Origin of the sequence: Pseudonocardia humida, assembly GCF_023898865.1 — a bacterium.
GTDB lineage: Bacteria > Actinomycetota > Actinomycetes > Mycobacteriales > Pseudonocardiaceae > Pseudonocardia > Pseudonocardia humida.
This window is the reverse complement of record NZ_JAGSOV010000021.1, coordinates 22,412-42,670: the sequence shown is the minus strand read 5'-3', so window position 1 is coordinate 42,670 and position 20,259 is coordinate 22,412. Positions and strand designations below refer to the sequence as shown.

Annotated in this window: 23 protein-coding genes, 1 tRNA gene and 1 pseudogene; 14 read left to right on the top strand and 11 right to left on the bottom strand. The window is 74.5% G+C overall.

Annotation, left to right across the window (positions count from 1 at the left end; genetic code table 11):
- The 5 genes and pseudogenes from KDL28_RS10285 to KDL28_RS10265 form a co-directional block, all read left to right on the top strand.
- Positions 1 to 844, top strand: a pseudogene (locus KDL28_RS10285) (hypothetical protein); the annotation flags it as partial.
- 129 nt (positions 845 to 973) lie between these two features.
- Positions 974 to 1,252, top strand: coding sequence for a hypothetical protein (locus tag KDL28_RS10280; RefSeq protein ID WP_252437219.1), 279 nt, complete (start codon positions 974 to 976; stop codon positions 1,250 to 1,252).
- 102 nt (positions 1,253 to 1,354) lie between these two features.
- Complete coding sequence (locus KDL28_RS10275; RefSeq protein ID WP_252437218.1) at positions 1,355 to 2,173, top strand: hypothetical protein; 819 nt, start codon at positions 1,355 to 1,357, stop codon at positions 2,171 to 2,173.
- 37 nt (positions 2,174 to 2,210) lie between these two features.
- The gene (locus KDL28_RS10270) at positions 2,211 to 2,921 is read left to right on the top strand and encodes an alpha/beta fold hydrolase (RefSeq protein WP_252437216.1); all 711 of its coding nucleotides are present in this window, start codon (positions 2,211 to 2,213) and stop codon (positions 2,919 to 2,921) included.
- A 66-nt stretch (positions 2,922 to 2,987) separates the two neighbouring features.
- Positions 2,988 to 3,335, top strand: coding sequence for an MmcQ/YjbR family DNA-binding protein (locus KDL28_RS10265; RefSeq protein ID WP_252437214.1), 348 nt, complete (start codon positions 2,988 to 2,990; stop codon positions 3,333 to 3,335).
- Between the two features lie 7 nt (positions 3,336 to 3,342).
- On the opposite strand, the gene KDL28_RS10260 is transcribed toward KDL28_RS10265, so the two are convergent.
- The 3 genes from KDL28_RS10260 to KDL28_RS10250 all read right to left on the bottom strand — a co-directional run bounded on the left by KDL28_RS10260 (position 3,343) and on the right by KDL28_RS10250 (position 4,791).
- Positions 3,343 to 3,834 (bottom strand): ATP-binding protein, encoded by a 492-nt coding sequence (locus KDL28_RS10260; RefSeq protein ID WP_252437213.1) that lies wholly within the window; start codon positions 3,832 to 3,834, stop codon positions 3,343 to 3,345.
- A 51-nt stretch (positions 3,835 to 3,885) separates the two neighbouring features.
- Positions 3,886 to 4,317 (bottom strand): anti-sigma factor antagonist, encoded by a 432-nt coding sequence (locus KDL28_RS10255; protein WP_252437211.1) that lies wholly within the window; start codon positions 4,315 to 4,317, stop codon positions 3,886 to 3,888.
- A gap of 111 nt (positions 4,318 to 4,428) precedes the next feature.
- Positions 4,429 to 4,791: a VOC family protein gene (locus KDL28_RS10250; protein WP_252437209.1), complete on the bottom strand. Its 363-nt coding sequence runs from the start codon at positions 4,789 to 4,791 to the stop codon at positions 4,429 to 4,431.
- Between the two features lie 180 nt (positions 4,792 to 4,971).
- Here KDL28_RS10250 and KDL28_RS10245 point away from each other — a divergent pair, with 180 nt between their 5' ends.
- Positions 4,972 to 5,508 carry a TIGR03086 family metal-binding protein gene (locus KDL28_RS10245; RefSeq protein ID WP_252437208.1) on the top strand — a complete coding sequence of 179 codons (537 nt, stop codon included), beginning with the start codon at positions 4,972 to 4,974 and terminating at the stop codon, positions 5,506 to 5,508.
- A 6-nt stretch (positions 5,509 to 5,514) separates the two neighbouring features.
- On the opposite strand, the gene KDL28_RS10240 is transcribed toward KDL28_RS10245, so the two are convergent.
- A complete protein-coding gene (locus KDL28_RS10240) occupies positions 5,515 to 5,937 on the bottom strand; it encodes a DUF5313 family protein (protein WP_252437207.1) in 423 nt (140 codons plus the stop codon).
- 57 nt (positions 5,938 to 5,994) lie between these two features.
- Here KDL28_RS10240 and KDL28_RS10235 point away from each other — a divergent pair, with 57 nt between their 5' ends.
- Positions 5,995 to 6,486, top strand: a complete 492-nt coding sequence (locus KDL28_RS10235; RefSeq protein ID WP_252437206.1) for a MarR family winged helix-turn-helix transcriptional regulator — start codon at positions 5,995 to 5,997, stop codon at positions 6,484 to 6,486.
- On the opposite strand, the gene KDL28_RS10230 is transcribed toward KDL28_RS10235, so the two are convergent.
- The gene (locus KDL28_RS10230; protein WP_252437205.1) at positions 6,468 to 7,100 is read right to left on the bottom strand and encodes a RibD family protein; all 633 of its coding nucleotides are present in this window, start codon (positions 7,098 to 7,100) and stop codon (positions 6,468 to 6,470) included. The two genes, KDL28_RS10235 and KDL28_RS10230, sit on opposite strands and share 19 nt — an antisense overlap.
- A 106-nt stretch (positions 7,101 to 7,206) precedes the next feature.
- Here KDL28_RS10230 and KDL28_RS10225 point away from each other — a divergent pair, with 106 nt between their 5' ends.
- The gene (locus KDL28_RS10225; RefSeq protein WP_252437202.1) at positions 7,207 to 7,779 is read left to right on the top strand and encodes a TIGR03086 family metal-binding protein; all 573 of its coding nucleotides are present in this window, start codon (positions 7,207 to 7,209) and stop codon (positions 7,777 to 7,779) included.
- A gap of 15 nt (positions 7,780 to 7,794) precedes the next feature.
- Here the strand turns inward: KDL28_RS10225 and KDL28_RS10220 are convergent, their stop codons facing one another.
- The gene (locus KDL28_RS10220) at positions 7,795 to 8,007 is read right to left on the bottom strand and encodes a helix-hairpin-helix domain-containing protein (protein ID WP_252437200.1); all 213 of its coding nucleotides are present in this window, start codon (positions 8,005 to 8,007) and stop codon (positions 7,795 to 7,797) included.
- Between the two features lie 540 nt (positions 8,008 to 8,547).
- A tRNA-Gly gene (locus KDL28_RS10215) sits at positions 8,548 to 8,618 on the bottom strand.
- 183 nt (positions 8,619 to 8,801) lie between these two features.
- Between KDL28_RS10215 and KDL28_RS10210 the strand changes: the two genes are divergently transcribed.
- Positions 8,802 to 9,983, top strand: a complete 1,182-nt coding sequence (locus tag KDL28_RS10210; protein ID WP_252437199.1) for a UDP-N-acetylglucosamine 2-epimerase — start codon at positions 8,802 to 8,804, stop codon at positions 9,981 to 9,983.
- Positions 9,984 to 10,009: 26 nt separating this feature from the next.
- The gene (gene dcd, locus KDL28_RS10205) at positions 10,010 to 10,591 is read left to right on the top strand and encodes a dCTP deaminase (protein ID WP_252437197.1); all 582 of its coding nucleotides are present in this window, start codon (positions 10,010 to 10,012) and stop codon (positions 10,589 to 10,591) included.
- Positions 10,592 to 10,594: 3 nt separating this feature from the next.
- Here dcd and KDL28_RS10200 read toward each other — a convergent pair whose 3' ends face one another.
- Both KDL28_RS10200 and KDL28_RS10195 read right to left on the bottom strand, forming a co-directional pair.
- Positions 10,595 to 11,401, bottom strand: a complete 807-nt coding sequence (locus tag KDL28_RS10200) for an ABC transporter permease (protein WP_252437196.1) — start codon at positions 11,399 to 11,401, stop codon at positions 10,595 to 10,597.
- 2 nt (positions 11,402 to 11,403) lie between these two features.
- Complete coding sequence (locus KDL28_RS10195) at positions 11,404 to 12,342, bottom strand: ABC transporter ATP-binding protein (protein WP_252437195.1); 939 nt, start codon at positions 12,340 to 12,342, stop codon at positions 11,404 to 11,406.
- 138 nt (positions 12,343 to 12,480) lie between these two features.
- On the opposite strand from KDL28_RS10195, the gene KDL28_RS41440 reads away from it, so the two are divergent.
- The gene (locus KDL28_RS41440) at positions 12,481 to 13,674 is read left to right on the top strand and encodes a sensor histidine kinase (protein WP_252437194.1); all 1,194 of its coding nucleotides are present in this window, start codon (positions 12,481 to 12,483) and stop codon (positions 13,672 to 13,674) included.
- Between the two features lie 149 nt (positions 13,675 to 13,823).
- Here the strand turns inward: KDL28_RS41440 and KDL28_RS10185 are convergent, their stop codons facing one another.
- Complete coding sequence (locus tag KDL28_RS10185; RefSeq protein WP_252437191.1) at positions 13,824 to 15,308, bottom strand: alpha/beta hydrolase family protein; 1,485 nt, start codon at positions 15,306 to 15,308, stop codon at positions 13,824 to 13,826.
- A gap of 137 nt (positions 15,309 to 15,445) precedes the next feature.
- Between KDL28_RS10185 and KDL28_RS10180 the strand changes: the two genes are divergently transcribed.
- Positions 15,446 to 16,057 carry a response regulator transcription factor gene (locus tag KDL28_RS10180; RefSeq protein WP_252437190.1) on the top strand — a complete coding sequence of 204 codons (612 nt, stop codon included), beginning with the start codon at positions 15,446 to 15,448 and terminating at the stop codon, positions 16,055 to 16,057.
- Between the two features lie 57 nt (positions 16,058 to 16,114).
- Entirely contained in the window at positions 16,115 to 17,017 is a 903-nt protein-coding gene (locus KDL28_RS10175) for a hypothetical protein (RefSeq protein ID WP_252437189.1), read from the top strand.
- A gap of 93 nt (positions 17,018 to 17,110) precedes the next feature.
- Here KDL28_RS10175 and KDL28_RS10170 read toward each other — a convergent pair whose 3' ends face one another.
- Positions 17,111 to 19,537 carry a (Fe-S)-binding protein gene (locus KDL28_RS10170; RefSeq protein WP_252437188.1) on the bottom strand — a complete coding sequence of 809 codons (2,427 nt, stop codon included), beginning with the start codon at positions 19,535 to 19,537 and terminating at the stop codon, positions 17,111 to 17,113.
- A 460-nt stretch (positions 19,538 to 19,997) separates the two neighbouring features.
- Here KDL28_RS10170 and KDL28_RS10165 point away from each other — a divergent pair, with 460 nt between their 5' ends.
- A complete protein-coding gene (locus tag KDL28_RS10165) occupies positions 19,998 to 20,258 on the top strand; it encodes a hypothetical protein (RefSeq protein ID WP_252437187.1) in 261 nt (86 codons plus the stop codon).
- Position 20,259: the final 1 nt, after the last annotated feature.

Genomic DNA, 20,259 nt, shown 5'->3' with positions numbered 1-20,259 from the left:
CCCCGGCCCGCACACCCCGCCGGGGGGCCGCGTCCCGTCCGGCCCGCCGCCGAACCGGCCGGTCGGGCCGGGGGGTACCCAGCCCGCCGCCGCCCGCGCCGGTGGTCCGCCGCCGCCCCCCGGCCCGCCGCGGGGCCCGTCCGGTCCGCCGCGCGACGGGGCGACCTCGGTCATCCCCGGTGGCTCGCAGCGACCGCAGCGCCGCGCGCCCGCCCCCATGCCCCCGGTGGCGCCGCCGTCGCGGTCGGAGCCGGAGTGGGACTACGACGACCGACCGGCCGAGCGGCGCCGCCCGGCGGGGCTGTACCTCGGCATCGCCGGCGTGGTCGCGGCGGCGGCGCTGGTCGGCGGGGTGCTCTACGCGACATCGGGTGCGAGGGGGACCGAGACCCCCATCGTCCCCGGCTCGTCGGTGACGACCACCGAGGAGCAGGCTCCGCCGGAGCAGCCGGCCGTGGTCCCCGACGACCCCGCTCCCGAGCCCGACCCCGGCGCGGGCGACGAGGACGACGACGGCGGCAGGCCCACCGGGACGCCCGGTGGGGGCACCGGCGGCGAGACCCCGCCGACGACCGCGCCGCCGACGACCGAGCCCGACCCCACGACCGAGCCCGACACGACGACCACCGAGCCGGAGACCACCGAGCCCGGCGGCTCGGAGGGCGGCGGCGGCGACGCCACCGGCGGCGGGACGGACACCGGTGGCGGGACCGACACCGGCGCGGGTACCGGCACGGGCGACGGCACCGACCCCGGTGCGGGAACGGGCACCGAGACCGATGAGGCCCAGGACGCCGGCGGCCCCGGTGGCTCCGGGACGGGCGCCGGCTCGACCACAACTTAGCCAACCTAACGTTCCGGCATCGGCTGCGGCGAGCACCGCACCACACGGTGCCGGATGGACGATGCTCGACCCGGGTGTCCCGACGCGGGACGGATCGACCCGGCCGGATGTGGAACGGAAGGACAGCACGTGAGGCGCTTGGGAGCGGCGATCATCGCCATGGAGGTCGCCGCACTGGCGGTCGGTTACCTGGCGTTCGACGCCGTGGCGCTGCTCGTCGGCGCCCCGATCATCATGGCGACCCTGCTCGTCCTCGTGGTGGTGCGGGCATCGGAGATCCCGCGGCGCAGGCTGGCCGAGCAGCGCGCGTCCCGCTGGGACCCGGATGCCACCCTGCCCGGCGGCCTGATGAGCGGCTTCTTCGAGGCTCCCGGCGCGCGCGCCGACCGGGGCGTCGGCGGGCACTGATCCGCCGCCGGGGGTGCCCGGCGGAGTGACCCGCGTCGCGACACGCCGGGCGGGAGCAGCCCCGATCGGCGGCGTGACCGGCGCGGACGGCATGCTGGGACCGTGGTCGTCGGAATCCTCCTGGCGATCGTCGCGATGGTGTTCTACAGCGGCGGCGCACTGCTGCAGGCCGAGGGCACCCGTCGCGCCACCAAGCGGCGACCGGTCGCCGTGCAGCCCCGCTACCTCGCGGGCCTCGCGCTGGACTTCCTGGCCTGGCTCTGCGCCGCCGGGGCGCTGCGCGTGCTGCCCGTCTTCGCCGTGCAGGCGGTCGTCGGCGGCGCCATCGCGCTGACGGCGGTGGTCGGGGCCTGGCTGGCCGGGGCCCGGATGCCGACCGTGATGCGGCTGGCCGTGGTCGGTTGCCTGCTGGGGCTGGTGCTGGTGGCCGCGAGCGCGGGCCCCGAGCAGCCCCCCGCCCGCCAGCAGGGCGTCGACGTCGTGCTGCTGGTGGCCTGGCTGCTGCTCGCGGTCGGCGTGCTGGTGCTGCGCCAGAGCAGGCGGGCCTGGCCGCTGGCCGCGGTGGCCGGGATCGGCTTCGGCGGGATCGCGCTGTCCGTGCGCGCCGCCCACGTGCAGACCGGCGAGTCGCCCGACCCGCTCCTGCTGCTCACCCAGCCGTCCACGTACCTGGTCGCCGGCTTCTGGGTGGTCGGGATGATCGGCTACACGGCCGCGCTGGCCCGCGGCGACGTCGGCGCGGTGACCGCGGTCTTCACCGTGGCCCAGGTGCTGGTGCCCGGCCTGGTCGGCATCTTCCTGCTGGGCGACGCGGTGCGCCCCGGCTGGTGGTGGGTGATGACGCTGGGGCTGGCCGCGGCGGTGGCGGGCTCGGTGCTCATCGCCCGGCACCCCCCGTTGCGTCCGCCCAGGGTGAAGTGAGTCCCCCGGCGGCACGCCGCCGTGGTCGACTCCGCCCATGCAGACGTTCGAGCGCGACGGCGCGCGCATCCGCTACGCCGTGCACGGTTCCGGCTTCCCGGTGCTGGCACTGGCCCCCGGCGGCATGAAGTCCCGGGCCCAGGCCTGGGAGAAGGTGCCGTGGAACCCGGTGGCCGCGCTCGCCGGGACCCACCGGGTGATCGTGATGGACCAGCGGCACGCGGGCGGCTCCACGGCCCCGGTCACCGGCGACGAGGGCTGGGCCACCTACGCCGCCGACCAGCTGGCCCTGCTCGACCACCTCGGCGTCGACCGGTTCCACGTGGTCGGCATGTGCATCGGCGGCCCCTTCCTGCTCAACCTGATCCGCTCGGCGCCGGACCGGGTCGAGCGCGCGGTGGCCCTGCAGCCCATCGGCCTCGACGACAACCGGGCCCTGTTCTACGAGCTGTTCGACGGCTGGGCCGTCGACCGGGTCGGCGCGCACCCGGAGGCGGGGCCCGCCGAGTGGGCGGCGTTCCGGGAGGGTCTGTTCGGGGTCGAGCCGACGCTGTTCACGGTCCCCGACGCCGAGCTGTCCGCCATCACCACACCCCTGCTCGTGCTGATGGGCGACGACCCCCACCACCCGTCGAGCGCCTCGCGGCTGTTGGCCGAGCGGGTCCCGGGGGCGCGGTTGGTGCCGCGCTGGACCGAGGGCGCCGACCTGGCGGCCGCCACCGCGACGATCGCGGAGTTCCTCGGCTGAGCCCGGTCGGGTGCGGTTCCGTTCCGTCCACGACGCGCGGCGGCTCCGCCGAGCAGGATGTGCCCCATGCCGACGTGGGATGACGTGGTCGAGATCGCCGGCGCCCTGCCCGGGGTCAGCGAGTCGACCTGGTACCGGACACCGGCGCTCAAGGTCCGCGACAAGGGCTTCGCCCGGCTGCGCACCGAGGCCGAGGGCCTGCTGGTGCTGATGTGTCGGCTCGACGAGAAGGAGGCCCTGCTGGCCTCCGGCGACCCGGCGTTCACCACCACCCCGCACTACGACGGGTACGGCGCCGTCCTGGTCGACCTCGACCGCATCGACCGCGACCGGCTCACCGAGATGCTGCGGGACGCCTGGTGGGAGAAGGCGCCCGCCGCCCTGCGCAAGCAGCTCGACGCGGAGCGCGGTTGACCCGGCCTCAGCGCGGAGGGATGGGCCGGCTGCGCAGCACCACGGTGGTGCCGTTCGGCGTGCCCTCGACGACCAGCTCGTCGGTGCAGCTGCGCATGATCAGCATGCCGTGCCCGCGCGTGGACGCCGCCGTGTCCGGCTCCTGCCAGCGCCCCCGGTCGGACACCACGAACTCCACCTGGCGGTAGCCGTCGTCGGCGACGGTCAGCCGGATGCGCAGGTCCACCGTCTCCCGCGGCTCCACGGTCTCGGGTGGGACCCGGTAGCCGTGCTCGACGCTGTTGCTGACCGCCTCGCTGACCGCCAGCACCAGCTCGTCGATCTGCGCGGGCGGCCAGCGGTGCGCCCGCAGCCACGCCTCGACCCGCTCGCGGGCGATCGACGGCGCGGCCCACCCGGCGCTGAGCTCGATGTCGAGCTCCGCGCCGACGGTCGCGTCGTCGGCGGCGGGCCGGGTCCTGCGGACCCGGTGCTCCTCCTGGTCGGATGGCGGGGGCACGGCGCGAGTGTGGACCTTCCGGCTCGAGGACGCGAACGCAGGCTCTGTGTGCTACACCGTCGGCTCGTCGCCGCGCAGCGCCTCGTCCACGTCGTGGTAGAGGGCCAGGACGTTGTCCAGCCCGACGATCTCGATCGGGCGGATCACCGGCCGCGAGTGGTCCACCACGACGCGCAACGGCCGGTGCCCCCGGTGGCCCACGGCCTCCGAGGCGGAGTCGAACAGCGTGCGCAGCCCCGGAGAGCCCAGGAAGGTGACCGAGGACAGGTCGAGCACCAGCGCCCGCCCGTCCAGCCGGTCGAACGCGTCGGCGACCGCGGTCCGCAGCCGGGGCGCGGTCAGCCCGTCCACCGCCCCCTCGACGACCAGCAGCACCGACGCGTCCCGGTCGACCGACCGCACGGTCATCAGCTGCTCGACGGGCGGCTGCCGCGCCGCGACATCGCCGCCGTCCGAAGTGCGCTCGTCCCCGGCAGGCTTCACGGCGCGGACACTAGCGGACCGGTGGCCGCCGGCCGCCGACCAGGCGCGACCGGAGACCGGCGGCGCCCCGGTGGCCGCTGGAGGTCGAGGTGTTCGCGGCCGGGTGAGCGGTCAGGACCGGGGCGGCAGGATGCAGAACTCGTTGCCCTCCGGGTCGCGCATGACCTGCCAGCGCGGCCCCTTGTAGACGTCGTCCGCCTTCGTCGCCCCGGCCTCGATCGCGAACGCCACGGCGGCGTCCGCGTCGGCGGCGCGCAGGTCGAGGTGCAGGCGGTTCTTGCCGGTCTTCGGCTCGAGCACCCGCATGAAGATGACGTCGACCAGACCGCCGGTGAGCATCGTGTCGCCGTGGGCGTCGTCCTCCGCGAGGCCGCCGAGCAGGCGCTGCCAGAAGGCGGCGAGCGCGGGTGGGTCGGAGCAGTCGACGGCGACGGCGGCCAGCCCGGCGATCCCGTTGGTCGGTGCGGTGCTCATGGGCGCAGTCCACCACGTCGGACCGACAGCGCCGCCGGCCGGTCGCCCCCGGGACCCGCAGGCGGAGCCGCGCCGTCGGTACCCCCGCGTTCGCCGACGGCGGACATCTCGCGGTCCGCGAACGGGTCCGCGGCGGTGGTGCGCGGGCCCTACCGTCGGTCGCCGGAGGAGGGAGGCCGGATGGACGGGGTGGATCGCTACCGCAGGGCGCTGCGGTCCTTCGGCGAGCTGGTGCGGGCCGTGCCCGCGGACGGGTGGGCGCGCCCGTCGCCCTGCCCGGGCTGGTCGGCCGCCGACGTCGTCGAGCACGTGGCGGGCGCTCAGCGGACGCTGCTGTCGCTGCTCGGTGCGGATCCGGGCCGGGACGGTCCGTCGGGTCCGCGGGAGCGGTGGCTCGACGTCGAGGCGCGGGTCCTCGCGGCGCTCGACGACCCCTCGGTCGCCGGGCGGCGCCACGCCACGCCGCTCGGGGAGGTCAGTGGTGTCGAGCTGGCGGACATGAGCGTCGTCGAGCCGCTGGTGCACCGCTGGGACCTGGCCCGGGCCGTCGGCGCCGACGACGCCGTGGACGAGGAGCTCGCCGCGGGCTGCCTGGCGATCGCGCGGCGGTTCGCGGCGGTGCTGCGCGGCCCCGGCATGTACGGCCCGGAGCTCGCCGCGCCCGCGGACGCCTCCGCCGGTCCGGCCCTGCTGGCCTACCTCGGGCGCCGTCCGTGACCGGCGCTACTCGGTGCCGGGCGGCAACTGCTCGCGCCGGTAGCGCTCGTTGTACCGGGCCTGGGCCCGGGCGCGCTCCTCGGCGTGCGCGGCGTCGCGGATGTGCTGGAGCGTGCCGCGGGGGTAGCCGGCCTTGATGGCGCGGTGCTCGGTGGTCTCGTAGAGGTAGGCCACGGCGTAGATCATCCCGACCAGGGCCCCGCCGATCACCGCGATCACGCGCACCCACAGCTCACCGGGCAGCACCGCGGCCAGCACCAGCGCGAACGGCAGCACCTGCACGACGGAGCGCACCAGCTGGCGGGCGGGCCAGGTGCGGGTGGTCAGGTCGTGCAGCACCCACTCGCGGTGCTCGGCGGGCAGGCCGCGCCCGAAGGCGTAGAGCAGCCAGCGCACCGGTCCCGGGCGACGGCGGGCGCGCGCTTCCATGTGTACCCCAATGCTTGGTGCACCAACTGTCACTGCACCAAGGGTACGCTCGACGTCGTGCCCGACGGAACTCCCCGTGACGCAGCCGACCCGCTGCAGCTCGACCGGCAGGTGTGCTTCGCCCTGTCGGTGGCCGCGCGCACCGTGGTGGCGCTCTACCGGCCGGTGCTGGAGCCGATGGGCCTGACCCACCCGCAGTACCTGGTGATGCTGGCGCTGTGGGAGCGCTCGCCGCGATCGGTCAAGGACCTCAGCGGCGCGCTCGCACTCGACCCCGGCACCCTCTCCCCGCTGCTCAAGCGGCTGGAGGCGGCCGGACTGCTGACCAGGGGCCGCGACCGCGCCGACGAGCGCAGCCTCGCGGTCACCCTCACCGCGGCGGGGCGCGCGCTGCGCGCGGAGGCCGAGAAGGTGCCGCCGGCGATCGTCGCCCGGCTCGGCGTGGAGGTCGGCGAGCTGGAGGAGCTGCACGGCGCCCTCACCCGGGTGATCGCGGCCGCCCGTGCGACCCCGGACGCCCCCGACCCGGCTCAGGAACCCGTGCGGTAGTACAGCCAGACCAGCGAGTCGCCCACGCTGCGGTTGGCCACCAGCGTGAGCCCGCCCGGCGGGCCGCCGGCCTCGCCGTACCAGCGGCGCGCGCCCCGGTCGCCGGACCACACGGGGTGCACCAGCAGGCTGATCTCGTCGACCAGGCCGGCCCGCAGCAGCGCGCCGGTCAGCGCGCCGCCGCTGTCGACCCGCACCCGGCGGGCGCCGCGCCGGCCCAGCTCGGCCAGCGCGGCGGCCAGGTCGACCCGCTCCCGCCCGGTGACGAGCTCGTCGACGGCCCGGTCGGGCGCCCGCGGCGGCGTCCCGGCGGCGTGCAGGGCGAGCACGTCGGACCAGTGCCCCACCTCGCGCAGCGCCCGCCACTCCCGCACCCGGCCCCGGCCGTCCACGACGGCCAGCAGCGGCCCGTCGCGCGCCGGCCCGGGCCGCGGGGCGCCGGCCAGGGCAGGCTCCTGGGCCAGGATCGTGTCGGCGCCGGCCAGCGTCACGTCCTCGCCGAAGGTGGCGGCCAGCTCGTAGAAGCGGGCCTGGTCGGGCTCGAAGCCGGTGCTGGCGCCGTCGAGGGAGACGGCGGTGTGGGCGGTGACGTACGGGCGCGGCGCGGCGGACATGGCGCGACGGTAGGCCGGGGGACCGACAGCACCCGCCCGAGCGATGAGCGCCGGGCCCGGCGCCGGTCCTACCCGGTAAGACCCGACCACAGCAGGAGGAACCCCCGTGGGACCCGACCTCGCCCCCGCCGCCCGGGTGACCGGCGCGGTCATCAGCGCGATCACCGACGAGCAGCTCGCCGGGCCCACGCCGTCCCCCGGCTGCACCGTGGGCGACCTCGTGGTGCACGTCGAGGGGCTCGCGGTGGGGCTGGTCGCCACCGCCCGCAAGACCGCGCGGGCGCCCGCCGTCGAGCCACCCCCGGACGGCGCCGCGGGCCCGGCCCACGGCTGGCGCGAGCGGATCCCGGCCCGGCTGGCCGAGCTGGCCGAGGCGTGGCGCGCCCCCACCGCGTGGGAGGGCTCCACGCAGGCGGGCGGGGTGCCCCTGGACGCGGCGGCGGCGGGCATGTTCGCGCTGGACGAGATCGTGGTGCACGGCTGGGAGCTGGCGGTGGCCACCGGGCAGCCCTACCCGGCCGACGGGGCGTCGGTGCGGGCGTGCGCGGAGTTCCTGGCCGGCGTGCCGCGCTCCGCGGAGCTGTTCGGCCCGGTCGTCGCGGTACCGCCCGACGCGCCGGACATCGACCGGCTGGTCGGGCTCAGCGGCCGCGACCCGGCCTGGCGCCCGCGCGCCTGACGGCGGCTCCGGGCGTCATCCGGCGAACGACAGGCCCCGCTCGGCGAGCTCCTCGCCCAGGATCCGGATCGCCTTCGGCCCCACGCCGTGGATCGCCAACAGCTGCCCGGGCGTGACCGCGGTCAGCTGGTCGTAACGGGTGTACCCGTTCAGGGCGAGCACGCGGCGGGCGGTCCGCCCGAGGCGCTGCGGGAACTCGGTGGGCACCGGGGAGTCCTGCGGGGGCATCGCAACCCTTCCGGGGGCGGCGAGCATGAGCGGTGGCGACGGAACCCGCCGACCAGCTCCGCCGCCGTGCGCGAACGTACCGCGGTCGACCGACAGCGATCCCGGCCCCGGACGGGTGGCCCGGGCCGATCGGTCATCGCCCCGCGCTCGCCCGGCTCAGGTGGTCGAGCATCTCGGTGAGGGACTGGTACAGGGCCATCCCCGCCGACGCTGAGCCACCCGCCCGCGGCGACCCACAGGTCCAGCACCCAGTTGCCGCTCGGCCCGCTGAGATCGAACTCCCGGACGTCCCGCGGTCCGTCGGCAGCCCTGTCCGTGGATACCCGAACGGCCCACCGGCCGAACGACCTGCCGTGACCGGCTGGTCCTCGGCCGTTCGTTCGCGTCCCGGATGTGCACCCATGACCTTGGACACGCCGGCGCCCGAGGCAGCCGTGTCGACGGCCGTCCGGTGGGGGCGGCCGGGAGGCGCTCAGGAGGGTCGACGACGAAGGCCCAGGTCCGGGGTGGACACCCTCTGACCTGGGCCTTCGTCTGCTGAGCGGATGACGGGAATCGAACCCGCGTATTCAGCTTGGGAAGCTGATGTTCTACCATTGAACTACATCCGCAACGCGCCTCACCACCCTAGCACCTGACGCTGCGTGACTGTTCGGGCTCCCCCGGTTAGTCCAACAGGGTGGTAATCGGCTCGGCCGACCGCGCATCGGGATACGGCCTCGACGCCGGGTCGCCCTACAGTTCACACTGGCGGCACCCGCAAGGCCCGCTCCCCGGCCGAATAGGACCCGAGTATGACGGAGTACGACCCACAGCTGGGTTCGCTCCCGGTGCAGGACCACGACCACGACGTGCTCCTCATCGCCGGCAGCCGCCCGGAGGTCGCCCGCCTGGCCCCGGTGGCCACCGCGTTCGCGGACGCCGACCGCATCCGCGCCATCACCGTCGCGGCCGGACCCGACGCGATGGCCGTGCACGAGGCGTACGAGGCCCTCGGCGTCCCGGCCGAGATCACCCGGATGCCCGGCCCGATGCTCGGCCCGCACCCGGCCGCGGTCGGCGCCATGCTGATGAACAGCCTCGACGAGCTCATGGTCGACCTCGATCCCTCGGCGATCATGGTCTACGGCGGCGGGATGACCGCCGCGATGGCCGCGCAGGTCGCCTTCTGGCGCCAGATCCCGGTCGTGCACCTGCAGTCCGGCACCGCGACCGACGACCTGCTCTGCCCGTTCCCGCAGGAGGCCAACCGGCGCATCATCGGCCAGCTGGCGTCGCTGTTCCTGGTCACCCGGGGCACGGCGGGGGCCACCGTGGGCCCCAACGCGATCGCCGTCGGCGACACGATGGCGGCCAACCCGCAGGCCGCCGACCTGCGCATCGCCCGCCTGGTCCGGCGGGTGCACGCCGGGCTGCCCCGGCTGGTCCTGGTCGGCCTCGACCGCGCCGACTCCCTCGGCGTGCTCGCCGGCCTGCCCGACCTGCTGGAGAACGAGCCCGACATCGAGGTCGTGCTGTACGGCTCGCTCGCCGCGCACGGCGCGGCCTACCCGCTGCTGCAGAACTCGCGCGCCACCGTCGTGCGCGACCTCCCCCTGGCCGACCTGGTCCGGCTCATCGCCGCCAGCTGCGTGCTCGTCTCCGACGACCAGGAGCTCGTCACCGACGCCCCCGGCCTCGGCACGCCCGCGGTCCTGGTCGACGGCCCGCACGTGCAGGAACCGGGCGACTCGATCCGCAGCATCCTCAGCCCGGCCGTGATGACCACGGTCCGCCAGGTGCTCGCGGCCACCCCGAACACGATCACCGAGCCGTCCGACGGGCTGGAGGCCGCCCGCGTCGAGCAGGCGGTGGCCTGGATGTTCGGCCTGACGTCCTCCCCGCTGCTGCCCGCCCCCGACCCGGCGCCCGAGCTGGTCGCCGAGCCGGAGCCGGCCGCGCGGGAGGAGAACGACTCGGCCCCCTCCGAGGGCTGAGCGGGGCGCCGCCTAGGGTGGCCCCCGTGCTGCTCTCGGACGGCGACCTGCGCAAGGAGCTGGAGTCCGGGCGCCTGGGCCTGGACCCGTGGGACCCGGTGATGCTGCAGCCCTCGAGCGTCGACGTGCGCCTCGACCGGTTCTTCCGGGTGTTCCAGAACCACCGCTACACCCACATCGACCCGGCCGAGCAGCAGGACGAGCTGACCTCCCTCGTGCAGACCGACGGCGAGGAGCCGTTCGTGCTGCACCCCGGCGAGTTCGTGCTCGGCTCCACCTTCGAGTCGGTCTCGCTGCCCGACGACCTCGCGGGCCGGCTGGAGGGCAAGTCCAGCCTGGGCCGGTTGGGCCTGCTGACGCACTCCACGGCCGGGTTCATCGACCCCGGCTTCACCGGCCACATCACGCTGGAGCTGTCCAACGTGGCCAACCTGCCGATCACCCTGTGGCCCGGGATGAAGATCGGCCAGCTTTGCCTGTTCCGGCTGTCCAGCCCGGCCGAGCGCCCCTACGGCAGCGAGGGCGTCGGCTCCCGCTACCAGGGGCAGCGGGGGCCGACGCCCTCGCGGGCGCACCAGAACTTCCACCGGGCCGACACCCGGCGCTGAGGATCAGTTGCGCGGGTCCCAGCGGAACGACCGCTTGGCCAGCACGCCGAACACCACCGGCCAGACGACCAGCGCGACCAGCGCCGGGAGCACGGCCGGGAGCCCGGCGACGCCGGCGCCCCAGGCCCCGCCGAGCAGCCCGTACCCGGCCAGCTCCCCGATCGCGGCCCCCGGCACCAGGGCGAGGAGCTGCCACCAGCCGTCGGCCGGGATGACCGCCAACGCGATCGAGGCGCCGAGGATCAGGAACACCAGCGGCAGCGTGGTGATCTGCGCGCGCTCCGGCGTCGCGGTGACCACCGTCGTGGCCAGCGCCGCGGTGACGCTCAGCGCCAGACCGCCGAGCGCGGCCAGCGCCAGCGCCAGCGGGTCGGCGGGCACCGGAACGCCCATGTAGGCGTTGAACGGCACGAACAGCACCAGCTGCAGCAGCCCCACCACCACCGTGGGCGCGATCGTCGCGGCCAGCAGGCCGGTGTCGGAGATGCCGCTGGTGCGCATCCGCTTGAGCACCCGGGTGTGGCGGCGCGCGACGACCGTGATCGTCGTGGTGACGTAGACGGTCATCCCCACCACGATGGCCAGCTGACTGGCCACTACCAGCGCGAACACGAACGGCGACGGGTCCTCCCCGCCGTTGCTGGTGAAGCTGTAGGCGAAGAACGCCCCCATCACCAGCGGGATGAACAGGGCCGACACCGCCACCGTCCGGTTGCGCAGCATCAGCCGGGTCTCGCTCATGGCCAGTGCCAGCACCTTGCTGCCGGTGCTCGTCCCCGTGGTCGTCGGCGTGGTCGTTGCGCTGGTCATGACTACTGCTCCGTCCGGATGCCGTGGTAGATGTCGGCGAGCGACGCGGGCGCCGCGCGCAGGTCGGGCAGCCGAACCCCTCGATCGGCCGCCCAGGTCAGGAACGTCGTCAGGTCGCCCTGCAGGTCGTCGGTGCGCACCCGCAGCGTCTCCCCGTCGTGCTCGGCGCGGCCGCGCAGCGGCGGCAGGTCGAGCGGGCCGGGCAGCGTCGCGGAGAACCCGGCGGGCTGCGCGGCGACGATCTCGCTCAGCGAGCCGGACACCGCGATCCGGCCCTCGTGCATGATCGCGATGCGGTCGGCCAGCGCCTCGGCCTCCTCCAGGTAGTGCGTGGTCAGCACGACGGTGCGGCCGGCCTCCTGCAGCTCCTGGATCGCGTCCCAGGTGCGCCGGCGCGACTCCGGGTCCAGGCCGGTGGTCGGCTCGTCCAGCACGGCCAGCTCCGGCGACCCCCACACCGCCATGGCCAGGTCGAGCCGGCGCTTCTCGCCGCCGGAGAGCTTGCCGACCGCCACGTCGCGGCGGGTGGTCAGCTCGAAGCGCTCCAGCAGCCGCTGCGGCTCGTCGCGGCGGTCGACCATGCGCTGCCACAGCTGCAGGGACTCCAGCACGGTCAGCTCCTCGACGAAGCCCCCCTCCTGCAGCTGCACGCCCATCCGCGGGCGCAGCGCGGCGGTGTCGGTCGCCGGGTCGAGCCCGAGCACCGAGACCTCGCCGCCGCTGCGCCGGCCGAAGCCCTCCAGCACCTCCAGCGTGGTGGTCTTGCCCGCGCCGTTCGTCCCCAGCAGGGCGAAGATCTCGCCCCGGCGGACCTGCAGGTCGATGCCGCGCACGGCCTCGAAGTCGCCGTAGCTCACGCGCAGGTCGCGCACGCGGATGGCGAGGTCGCCGTCCGCACGGTCGAGCCCCGGCCCGGCCATCGGTGCGGTGGTCTGTGTCATGGGGACGACCCTGCCCGCCCGCGGCAGGCCCCAGTAGTGCCCGGCGATCACCGATCCGGCTGACACGGCGTCCTGACCACCCATGACAGCTGTCATCGGCGCGCGGTGACCGGCCGCGGGGTCGGCTACCGTTCGGTCGTGGACACCCCGTCGCTGACCGGGCCGCTGGCCGGGGCCGAGGAGCGCAAGCTGCGCGCGGCCCGGCGGTTCGGTCGCATCGGCCTGGCGATCACGGTCTTCTACCTGCTGGCCGTCCCCACGACGATCATCTGGATGGAAGGGCTCGACCTGGCGACGCAGTGGCCGATGCTGCTGCTGTACGCCACGGCGATCGGGCTGCACCTCTGGCGGATCCGCGAGCACATCCGGTCGCTGGGCGGACGGGCGCCGCTCTGGTTCGTCCTCATCGCCTGCGCCGTCGGGCTGGCCGTCGTGCTGGTCGGCGTCGGGACCTCGCCCATCGGTGCGATGTGGGCGGTGGTGAGCGGGGTCCTGCTCGGCGACGTGGTGGCCGGGCTGCGGGCGCGCTGGAGCGCCGTGTGGGTGCTCAGCGCGACCGCGGTGGTGTTCGTGCTGGTCTACGTGATCAGCACCGGGTTCCCCGCCCCGGTGTGGTGGTGGCCCTGGTACTCGGCGGGCATGGCCGGCTTCTTCGTCCTGTCCATCTGGACCGTCGACGTCGAACGGCTGTGGTGGCTCAAGGCCGTCACCGACATGGACGACGCCCGCCGTTCCGCCGCCGAGCTGGCCACCGCCCGCGAGCGCCTGCGCCTGGCCGACGACCTGCACGACATCCTCGGCCACGCCCTGGAGGTGGTGGCGTTCAAGAGCGAGCTGGCCAGCCGCCTGCAGGAGGTCGACCCGGCCCGCGCCCGCACCGAGATGGAGGAGGTGCAGCGGGTCGCCCGGCAGTCGCTCACCGAGGTCCGCGCCATGGTCCGCGAGACCAGGGAGACCGACCTGGTCACCGAGCTGAAGGGGGCGCGCGCCGTGCTGCAGTCCGCGGGCATCGCGCTGATCGTGCGGGGCGATCCGGCAACCGTCGGGCCCAAGGCCCGCAACGTGCTGGGCCGGGTGCTGCGCGAGGCCATGACCAACGTGCTGCGCCACGCCCAGCCGAGCCACTGCACGATCGAGATCGAGGTGGTCGACGGCGAGGCCCGGCTGCGCGTCGCCAACGACGGCAGCCTCCCCCCGGACGGCGACGGCACGGGCACCGGCCTGGTCGCCCTCGGCCGCTACCTCGACGAGCACGCCGGCCGGCTCGACGCCGGGCGCGCCGAGGACGGCACCTTCCGGCTCGACGCGGTGCTGCCCGCCGCCGCCCGCTGACGCCCTCCACCCTCCCACCCACCCTCCCACCCACCCACCCTCCCTCCCTCCCTCCCGACGCCCCGCCCACCCGCCCCCCGACGTCAGGAAAGCCACCATCAGGACGTCCGGTGTCCTGATGGTGGCTTTCCTGACGTTCGAGGACGGGGTCAGAAGCGCTCGCGCAGCCAGCCGGTGACCAGGTCCAGCACCTCCGGGGCCACCGTCGTCTCGATGGTGGCGTACTCCGCGGGGGCGCCGGTCGCCGACGGCTGCATCAGGTGGTTGAGCCCGGGCAGCGTGCGGACCGTGGCGTCCGGGTTGTCGGCCAGCAGCTCGGTGAGCACCGGCTCGCTCTGGTCGGCGGGCACCTGCACGTCCGCGCCGCCGTAGAAGGCGAGCACGGGGACCGACAGCGCGGACAGCGCCGGGGCCGGGTCGTAGGGCACCAGCCTGCGGTACTCCACGAACGAGGCCTCGATCTGGGCGTCGACCTGCTCGGCCGGGGGTCGCTGGTCCTCCGGCAACGACGCCAGCTGCTCGGTGAGCCTGGTCCTGGTCAGCTCGCGCGCGCCCTCCTCGTCGCCCGTGCGCAGCAGCTGCGCCAGCTGCCGGACGTAGGCCACCTGCGCGTCGATCTCGGTCTGCGGCACCCCGGCCTGGGCCAGCAGCAGCTCGTTCTGGCGGGCCAGGATGGCCTCGCCGTCCACCGCGGGTCCGGCCATCATGATCACGAACGCCACGGCGCCCGCCGCGCGCTCGGCGGCCAGCGGGGCCAGGTAGCCGCCCTCGCTGTGGCCGAACAGCCCGATCCGGGCCGGGTCGATCTCCGGGCGCCCGGCCAGGTACGAGACCCCGGCCAGCACGTCGGCGGCCATGTCGTCGTAGCGGCCCGCGGCGTAGTCGCCGCCGGAGCCGCCCACCCCGCGGTCGTCGACCCGCAGCACCGCGTAGCCCGCCCGGGTCAGCGAGTCGGCGATCACCAGGAACGGCTTGTGCCCGGCCAGCGCCTCGTCGCGGTCCTGCGGGCCGCTGCCCGTGATCATCACGACCGCCGTGAACGGGCCCGGGCCCTCGGGCGTCGTCAGGGTGCCGGCCAGGTCGAACCCGTCGGCGGGGTAGGTCACGTCCTCGCTGCGGTACGGGAACGGCGGCCGCGGCTCCTGCGGCCGGGCGGGCGGGGCCAGCGTCCCGCGCTCCAGCGCGAACGGCAGCTTCTGACCGCCCTGGGTGAAGTCGCCGCTGATGGTGTCGCCGGTGACCGTGCCGTCGAAGCGGGCGCCGCCGGGCACGTCCGGCAGCGCCGCGGCGAACGTGCCGCCCCCGGTCCGCAGGTCGGCCAGCGGCAGGTCCGCCAGGCCCTGGGCGGGTAGGTCGAACGTGCCGCCGTCGGTGGTCAGCGTGATGCCGATGTCCAGCGGGCTGCCGGGCACCTCGATCCGGCCCTTCCAGTCGCCGACCAGCTCGGGCGGCACGGGCCCGGTCGCCGGCGCGGCCGGCTCCGCCTGGGCCGCGCAGCCGGCGCCGGCCAGCGCCGCGACCCCGACGAGCGCGACGACCAGCCCGCGCCGGATCGCGGCGCGCATCCGCCCCGTGGTGTGCCCGCGCGCCGGGACCACCCCGGCGACCCTGCCGTCTGCTCTCTCGCGCGTCATGCCCCCGAGGCTCCCGCACCCGGGCGGCGACCAGTAGTGCCCGGCGATCACCGACCGACCTGACACGCCGCCCCACGTGGCATGACACCTGTCATGGGGCGACGTGCGAGCGACCCGGGTGGGCTAGCGTGCCGCCTGTGGCCCCCATCCGCCTGGTCCTGGCCGACGACGAGTCGCTGACCAGGGGAGCGGTCGGCGCGCTGCTCGGCCTGGAGCCCGACATCGAGGTGGTCGCCGAGGCCGGCACCGGCGACGAGGCCGTCGCGGCCGTCCGCGCGCACCGGCCCGACATCGCCGTGCTGGACGTGGAGATGCCCGGGATGGACGGCGCCGAGGTGGCCCAGTGGGTCGCGGCCAACGTGCCCGGGACCCGGTGCGTGATCCTCACCCGGCACGCCCGGCCCGGCGTGCTGCGCCGCGCGCTGGCCGCCGGGGCCGCCGCGTTCATCACCAAGAGCGCCTCGGCGTCGGTGCTGGCCGACGTCATCCGGCGGGTCCACGGCGGCGGCCGCTACGTCGACCCCGACCTGGCCATGACCGCGCTGACCGCGGAGGACTGCCCGCTGACCGACCGCGAGCTCGACGTGCTGCGCAGCGTGGACGCCGCCGGGACGGCCGCCGACATCGCCCGCCGCGTGCACCTGTCCCCCGGCACCGTGCGCAACTACCTGTCCTCGGCGATGCAGAAGCTCGGCGCGGGCAGCCGGTCCGAGGCCGTCCGGATGGCCCGCGACCACGGGTGGCTGTAGCCGCCACCACCGACGGCGGATCCCACTCGCCCGTCCGCGCACTATCCTCGGGCCGCGATGGAACCGCGACCCGCCGATCCGCCGCCGCGACCGCCGGCCGTGCGCCCCGACGGGCCGCCGCCGGCGCCCGTGCACCCGTCGGGCGGCCCGCCCCCGGCGCCCGCCCCGGGCCCCCGGTTCAGCTGGAAGCGGTTCACCCGCTCCCCCCGCGGCGCCGCCGGGCTCGTCATCGCGGCCGCCGCCCTGCTGCTCTGGCCGTTCTCGGGCTGGTCGTGGATCCCCTGGCTGGCCGGCGTCGGGGTGATGGTCCTGCTGCGGCTGCTGCGGCTGGACAAGCTCCTGCGCAACTGGGACCTGCACCTCGCGGGCCTGGTGGTCGTGGCGGGGCTGATGCTCAGTACCGGGCCGTGGGACTGGGCGCTGGCGGCCAGCATCGGCGTGCTGCTGGCCGGGCTCGCCCAGCTGCCGTGGTGGCGGCTGGCCGCGGTCGGCGCGGTGATGTGCCTGGCCTCCGGGATCGGGTTCGCGGTGACGCGGGTCCAGGAGCAGCAGGTGCAGGCCCAGGAAGCGGCGATCGAGAACCAGATCGGCAAGGCCAACCAGGGCGCTCGGAACGTTGATGCGGTGCTACCGACGATCTTGAGCCGGATCGCCGCCAACAGCCCGGGAGCGATCTGCGACAACCTGCTGGGCGACGGCGCTCTCGCTCCCTTCGCCGCCTCGGTGGGTCAACCCGATTGCCCTGCCGCCGTGGCCGAGCTCGCATCGCAGGTGACCGACCGGAACCGCTACAACCGCGCCGATGCCCCGAAGATCCGATCAGCCGGCAGCGGGGCTGAGGTCGACGCCTGCGCGATGACGTGGGGCAGCGGAGCACCGCCCGGACCTCAACTGGGCAGGCTGAGCATCACCGAGATCGCGCCCGGCAGGTTCGTGGTCTCGGCCTTCCGCGCCTGCTGATCCAGCCGAGTAGGGCTGCGCAACCGCGCTGCGAACGCATGCTCGAAGGGGCAGCTGCCGGTCGCACGACCGGCAGCTGCCCCTGGTGACCGCTCAGTCCCCGCCGGAGCGCTCGTCCTGCGAGGTGCTGCCCTCGGGCTTGGCGCCCTTCGGCTCGCCCCCGCCCGTGCTCCCGCCACCGCCGACCGAGACGTCGCCATCGGCGTCCGCCGTGACCGCCGACTCGTCGCCCGGCCCGTTGGCCTGCGTGCCGCTGGAAGGCGTCGTGTCCGCCGTGTGCGGAGCACCGGCCCCTTCGGCGTCGACCTCGGCGCCGGCGGACCCGTTCGCCGCGGCGTCGCCCCGCTTGACCGAGGCCAGCAGCATCTGCGAGACGTCCAGGATCTCGACGCCGGCGCCCTGGTCCTCGCTCTGGCGCTGGGTGAGCCCGTCGGAGAACATGACGCGGCAGAACGGGCAGCCGGTGGCGATCTTCTCCGCCCCGGTGCCCAGCGCCTCGTCCACGCGCTCCAGGTTCACCCGCTTGCCGATCTTCTCCTCCATCCACATGCGGGCGCCGCCCGCGCCGCAGCAGAAGGACCGGTCGGCGTGGCGGGGCATCTCGGTGAGCTTCACGCCCGCCGCGCCCACCAGCTCGCGGGGCTCCTCGTAGATCTCGTTGTGCCGGCCCAGGTAGCAGGGGTCGTGGTAGGTGACGTCGATCCCGCCGTCGGGGGTGGCCACCGGGACCAGCTTGCCCTCGCGGACCAGCTTGTTCAGCAGCTGCGTGTGGTGCACCACCTCGTACTGCCCGTCGAGCTGGGGGTACTCCCGACCCAGCGTGTTCAGGCAGTGCGGACAGGTGGTGACGATCTTGCGGGTGCCCGGCTCGCGGCCTTCGAAGACCGCGTTGAGCACCTCCACGTTCTGCTGCGCCAGCATCTGGAACAGGAACTCGTTGCCCGAGCGGCGGGCCGGGTCGCCGGTGCAGGTCTCCTCGGGCCCCAGCACGACGTAGCCGACGCCGGCCCGGTGCAGCAGCTCGGCGGTGGCCCGCACCGTCTTCTTGGCGTTGTCGTCGAAGGCGCCAGCACAGCCGATCCAGAACAGGTACTCGGTCTCGGCGGAGAGCTCACCGTCGAACACCGGGACCTCGAAGTCGAGGTTCTTGGTCCAGGCCATCCGGTCGCGGGCGTTCTGGCCCCAGGGGTTGCCCTTGTTCTCCAGGTTCTTGAACAGCACGCCCAGCTCGGAGGGGAACTCCGACTCGATCAGCACCTGGTGGCGGCGCATGTCGACGATGTGGTCGACGTGCTCGATGTCGACCGGGCACTGCTCCACGCACGCGCCGCAGGTGGTGCACGACCACAGCACGTCGGGGTCGATGACGCCGCCCTGCTCCAGGGTGCCGACCAGCGGCCGGGCCGCCTGCTCGGGCCCGGAGCCGTGCACCCGCTCGAACCCGGACTCGGGCACGCCGTGCACGCGGTTGTCGGAGAACCCGGCGGAGAAGTCGATCGCCCCTTCGTCCGGCATGTCCTTGTCGCCGAGGATGTAGGGGGCCTTCGCCATCAGGTGGTCACGCAGGTCCATGATCACGAGCTTGGGCGAGAGCGGCTTGCCGGTGTTCCAGGCCGGGCACTGGCTCTGGCAGCGACCGCACTCGGTGCAGGTCGCGAAGTCGAGCATGCCCTTCCAGGTGAAGTCCTCGATCTTGCCGCGGCCGAAGACGTCGTCCTCGCCGGGATCCTCGAAGTCGATCGGCTTCCCGCCGGAGGTCATGACGGGCAGCGGACCGAGGGCCTTCGGGTAGCGCTTGGCCGAGACGTTGATCGGCGCGGTGACGATGTGCAGGTGCTTGCTGTAGGCGATGACGATCAGGAAGACCAGCATCACGCCGATGTGCAGCAGCAGCCCGATGCTCTCCACGACCTCCAGGACCGGTTCGGACATCCCCTCGAAGAGGGTGCCGAGCGAGATCGAGGCCCACGCCCCGGACTCGTAGGGGAACACGCCCAGCGCGGAGGACGCGGCCCGGAAGAAGAACAGCGTCCACAGCACGTTGAAGATCATGAACAGGATCAACCAGGCGCCCCCGGTGTGGCTGCCGTAGAACCGGCTGGCCCGGGCCTTGTGCTCCGGGGCGTTGCGGATCCGGATGACGGCGAATACGCCCAGCGAGAGCAGGCAGAGCATGGCGATGGTGTCCTGCAGGAACCCGAGCACCGGCCACCGCCCGACCAGCGGGATGTGGAAGTCCGGGTCGAACAGCGCCCCGTAGGCCTCCAGGTAGACGGTGGCCAGGATGACGAACGCCCAGAACGTGAAGAAGTGCGCGGCGCCCGGCACCGACCACTTCAGCAGCCTGCGCTGGCCGAACACCTCGGTCAGCTGCGTGCGCAGCCTGCGGCCCATGTCGTCGGACCGGTCGTGGGCCGGTTGCCCCGACTTGAGCAACTTGTAGATCTGGAACGCCCGGCGCCCGGCGAAGGCCAGCGCTATCACGGTCAGCGCCAGGCCGATGACCAATCTCACAACCACGGGGCGTCCCCCTCCCAATGCTCGCGCCGCCGGTGGCGGTGCACGGATGCCCGGTGGGCGGTGTGGCCGCCCCTCGAGCGGCGAGCCGGTGGTGGGTCCGGCTCGCGCGTACCCCGGCCTACTTGCCGGTAACTTCGACTCGCTCGGGGCACGATAACCTGTCATAGAGGTAACAGCGCACGCTGCGCAGCGGCGTAGGTCACTCAATCGGTCCAGTTCGTGGAGCCGCCCGAGCGGGTTGTGCGCGAATCGATTCACCCCGTCGGCCGGGACTGTGCACGAGGACTACCGCAGGCTGTCTGCCGTGCGGGCGGCCACCCTGCCGACCGTCTATGCTCCCACTGGTCAGCATGTTCTACTCGGAACCGGATCGGGCCGAGTCGACCAGGCGGGTGCCCAGCTCCCGAGGGTCGGGTCATTGGCCGCGCCTCGGGCTGGACGCCCTTGAGGAGGAGCCGTCATGACGGGACCCGGGGCCGTTGCGCTCTACGCGCAGGGCCTGAGCACCGGGGGGATCCAGGGTTGGATAACGGACAACGTCGTCCCGCTCGTCCTGCTCGGGATCGCCATCATCCTGCTCTGGATCGGCGGTCGTGGTGACAACGCCGGCGTGGCCCGGCGCAGCGTCGGGCTCGTCGTCGGGCTCATCGCCCTGGGCATCGCGGTCTCCGGGCAGGGGCCGGTGATCGGCAACTTCCTCGCCGGCCTGCTCATCGGGTGAC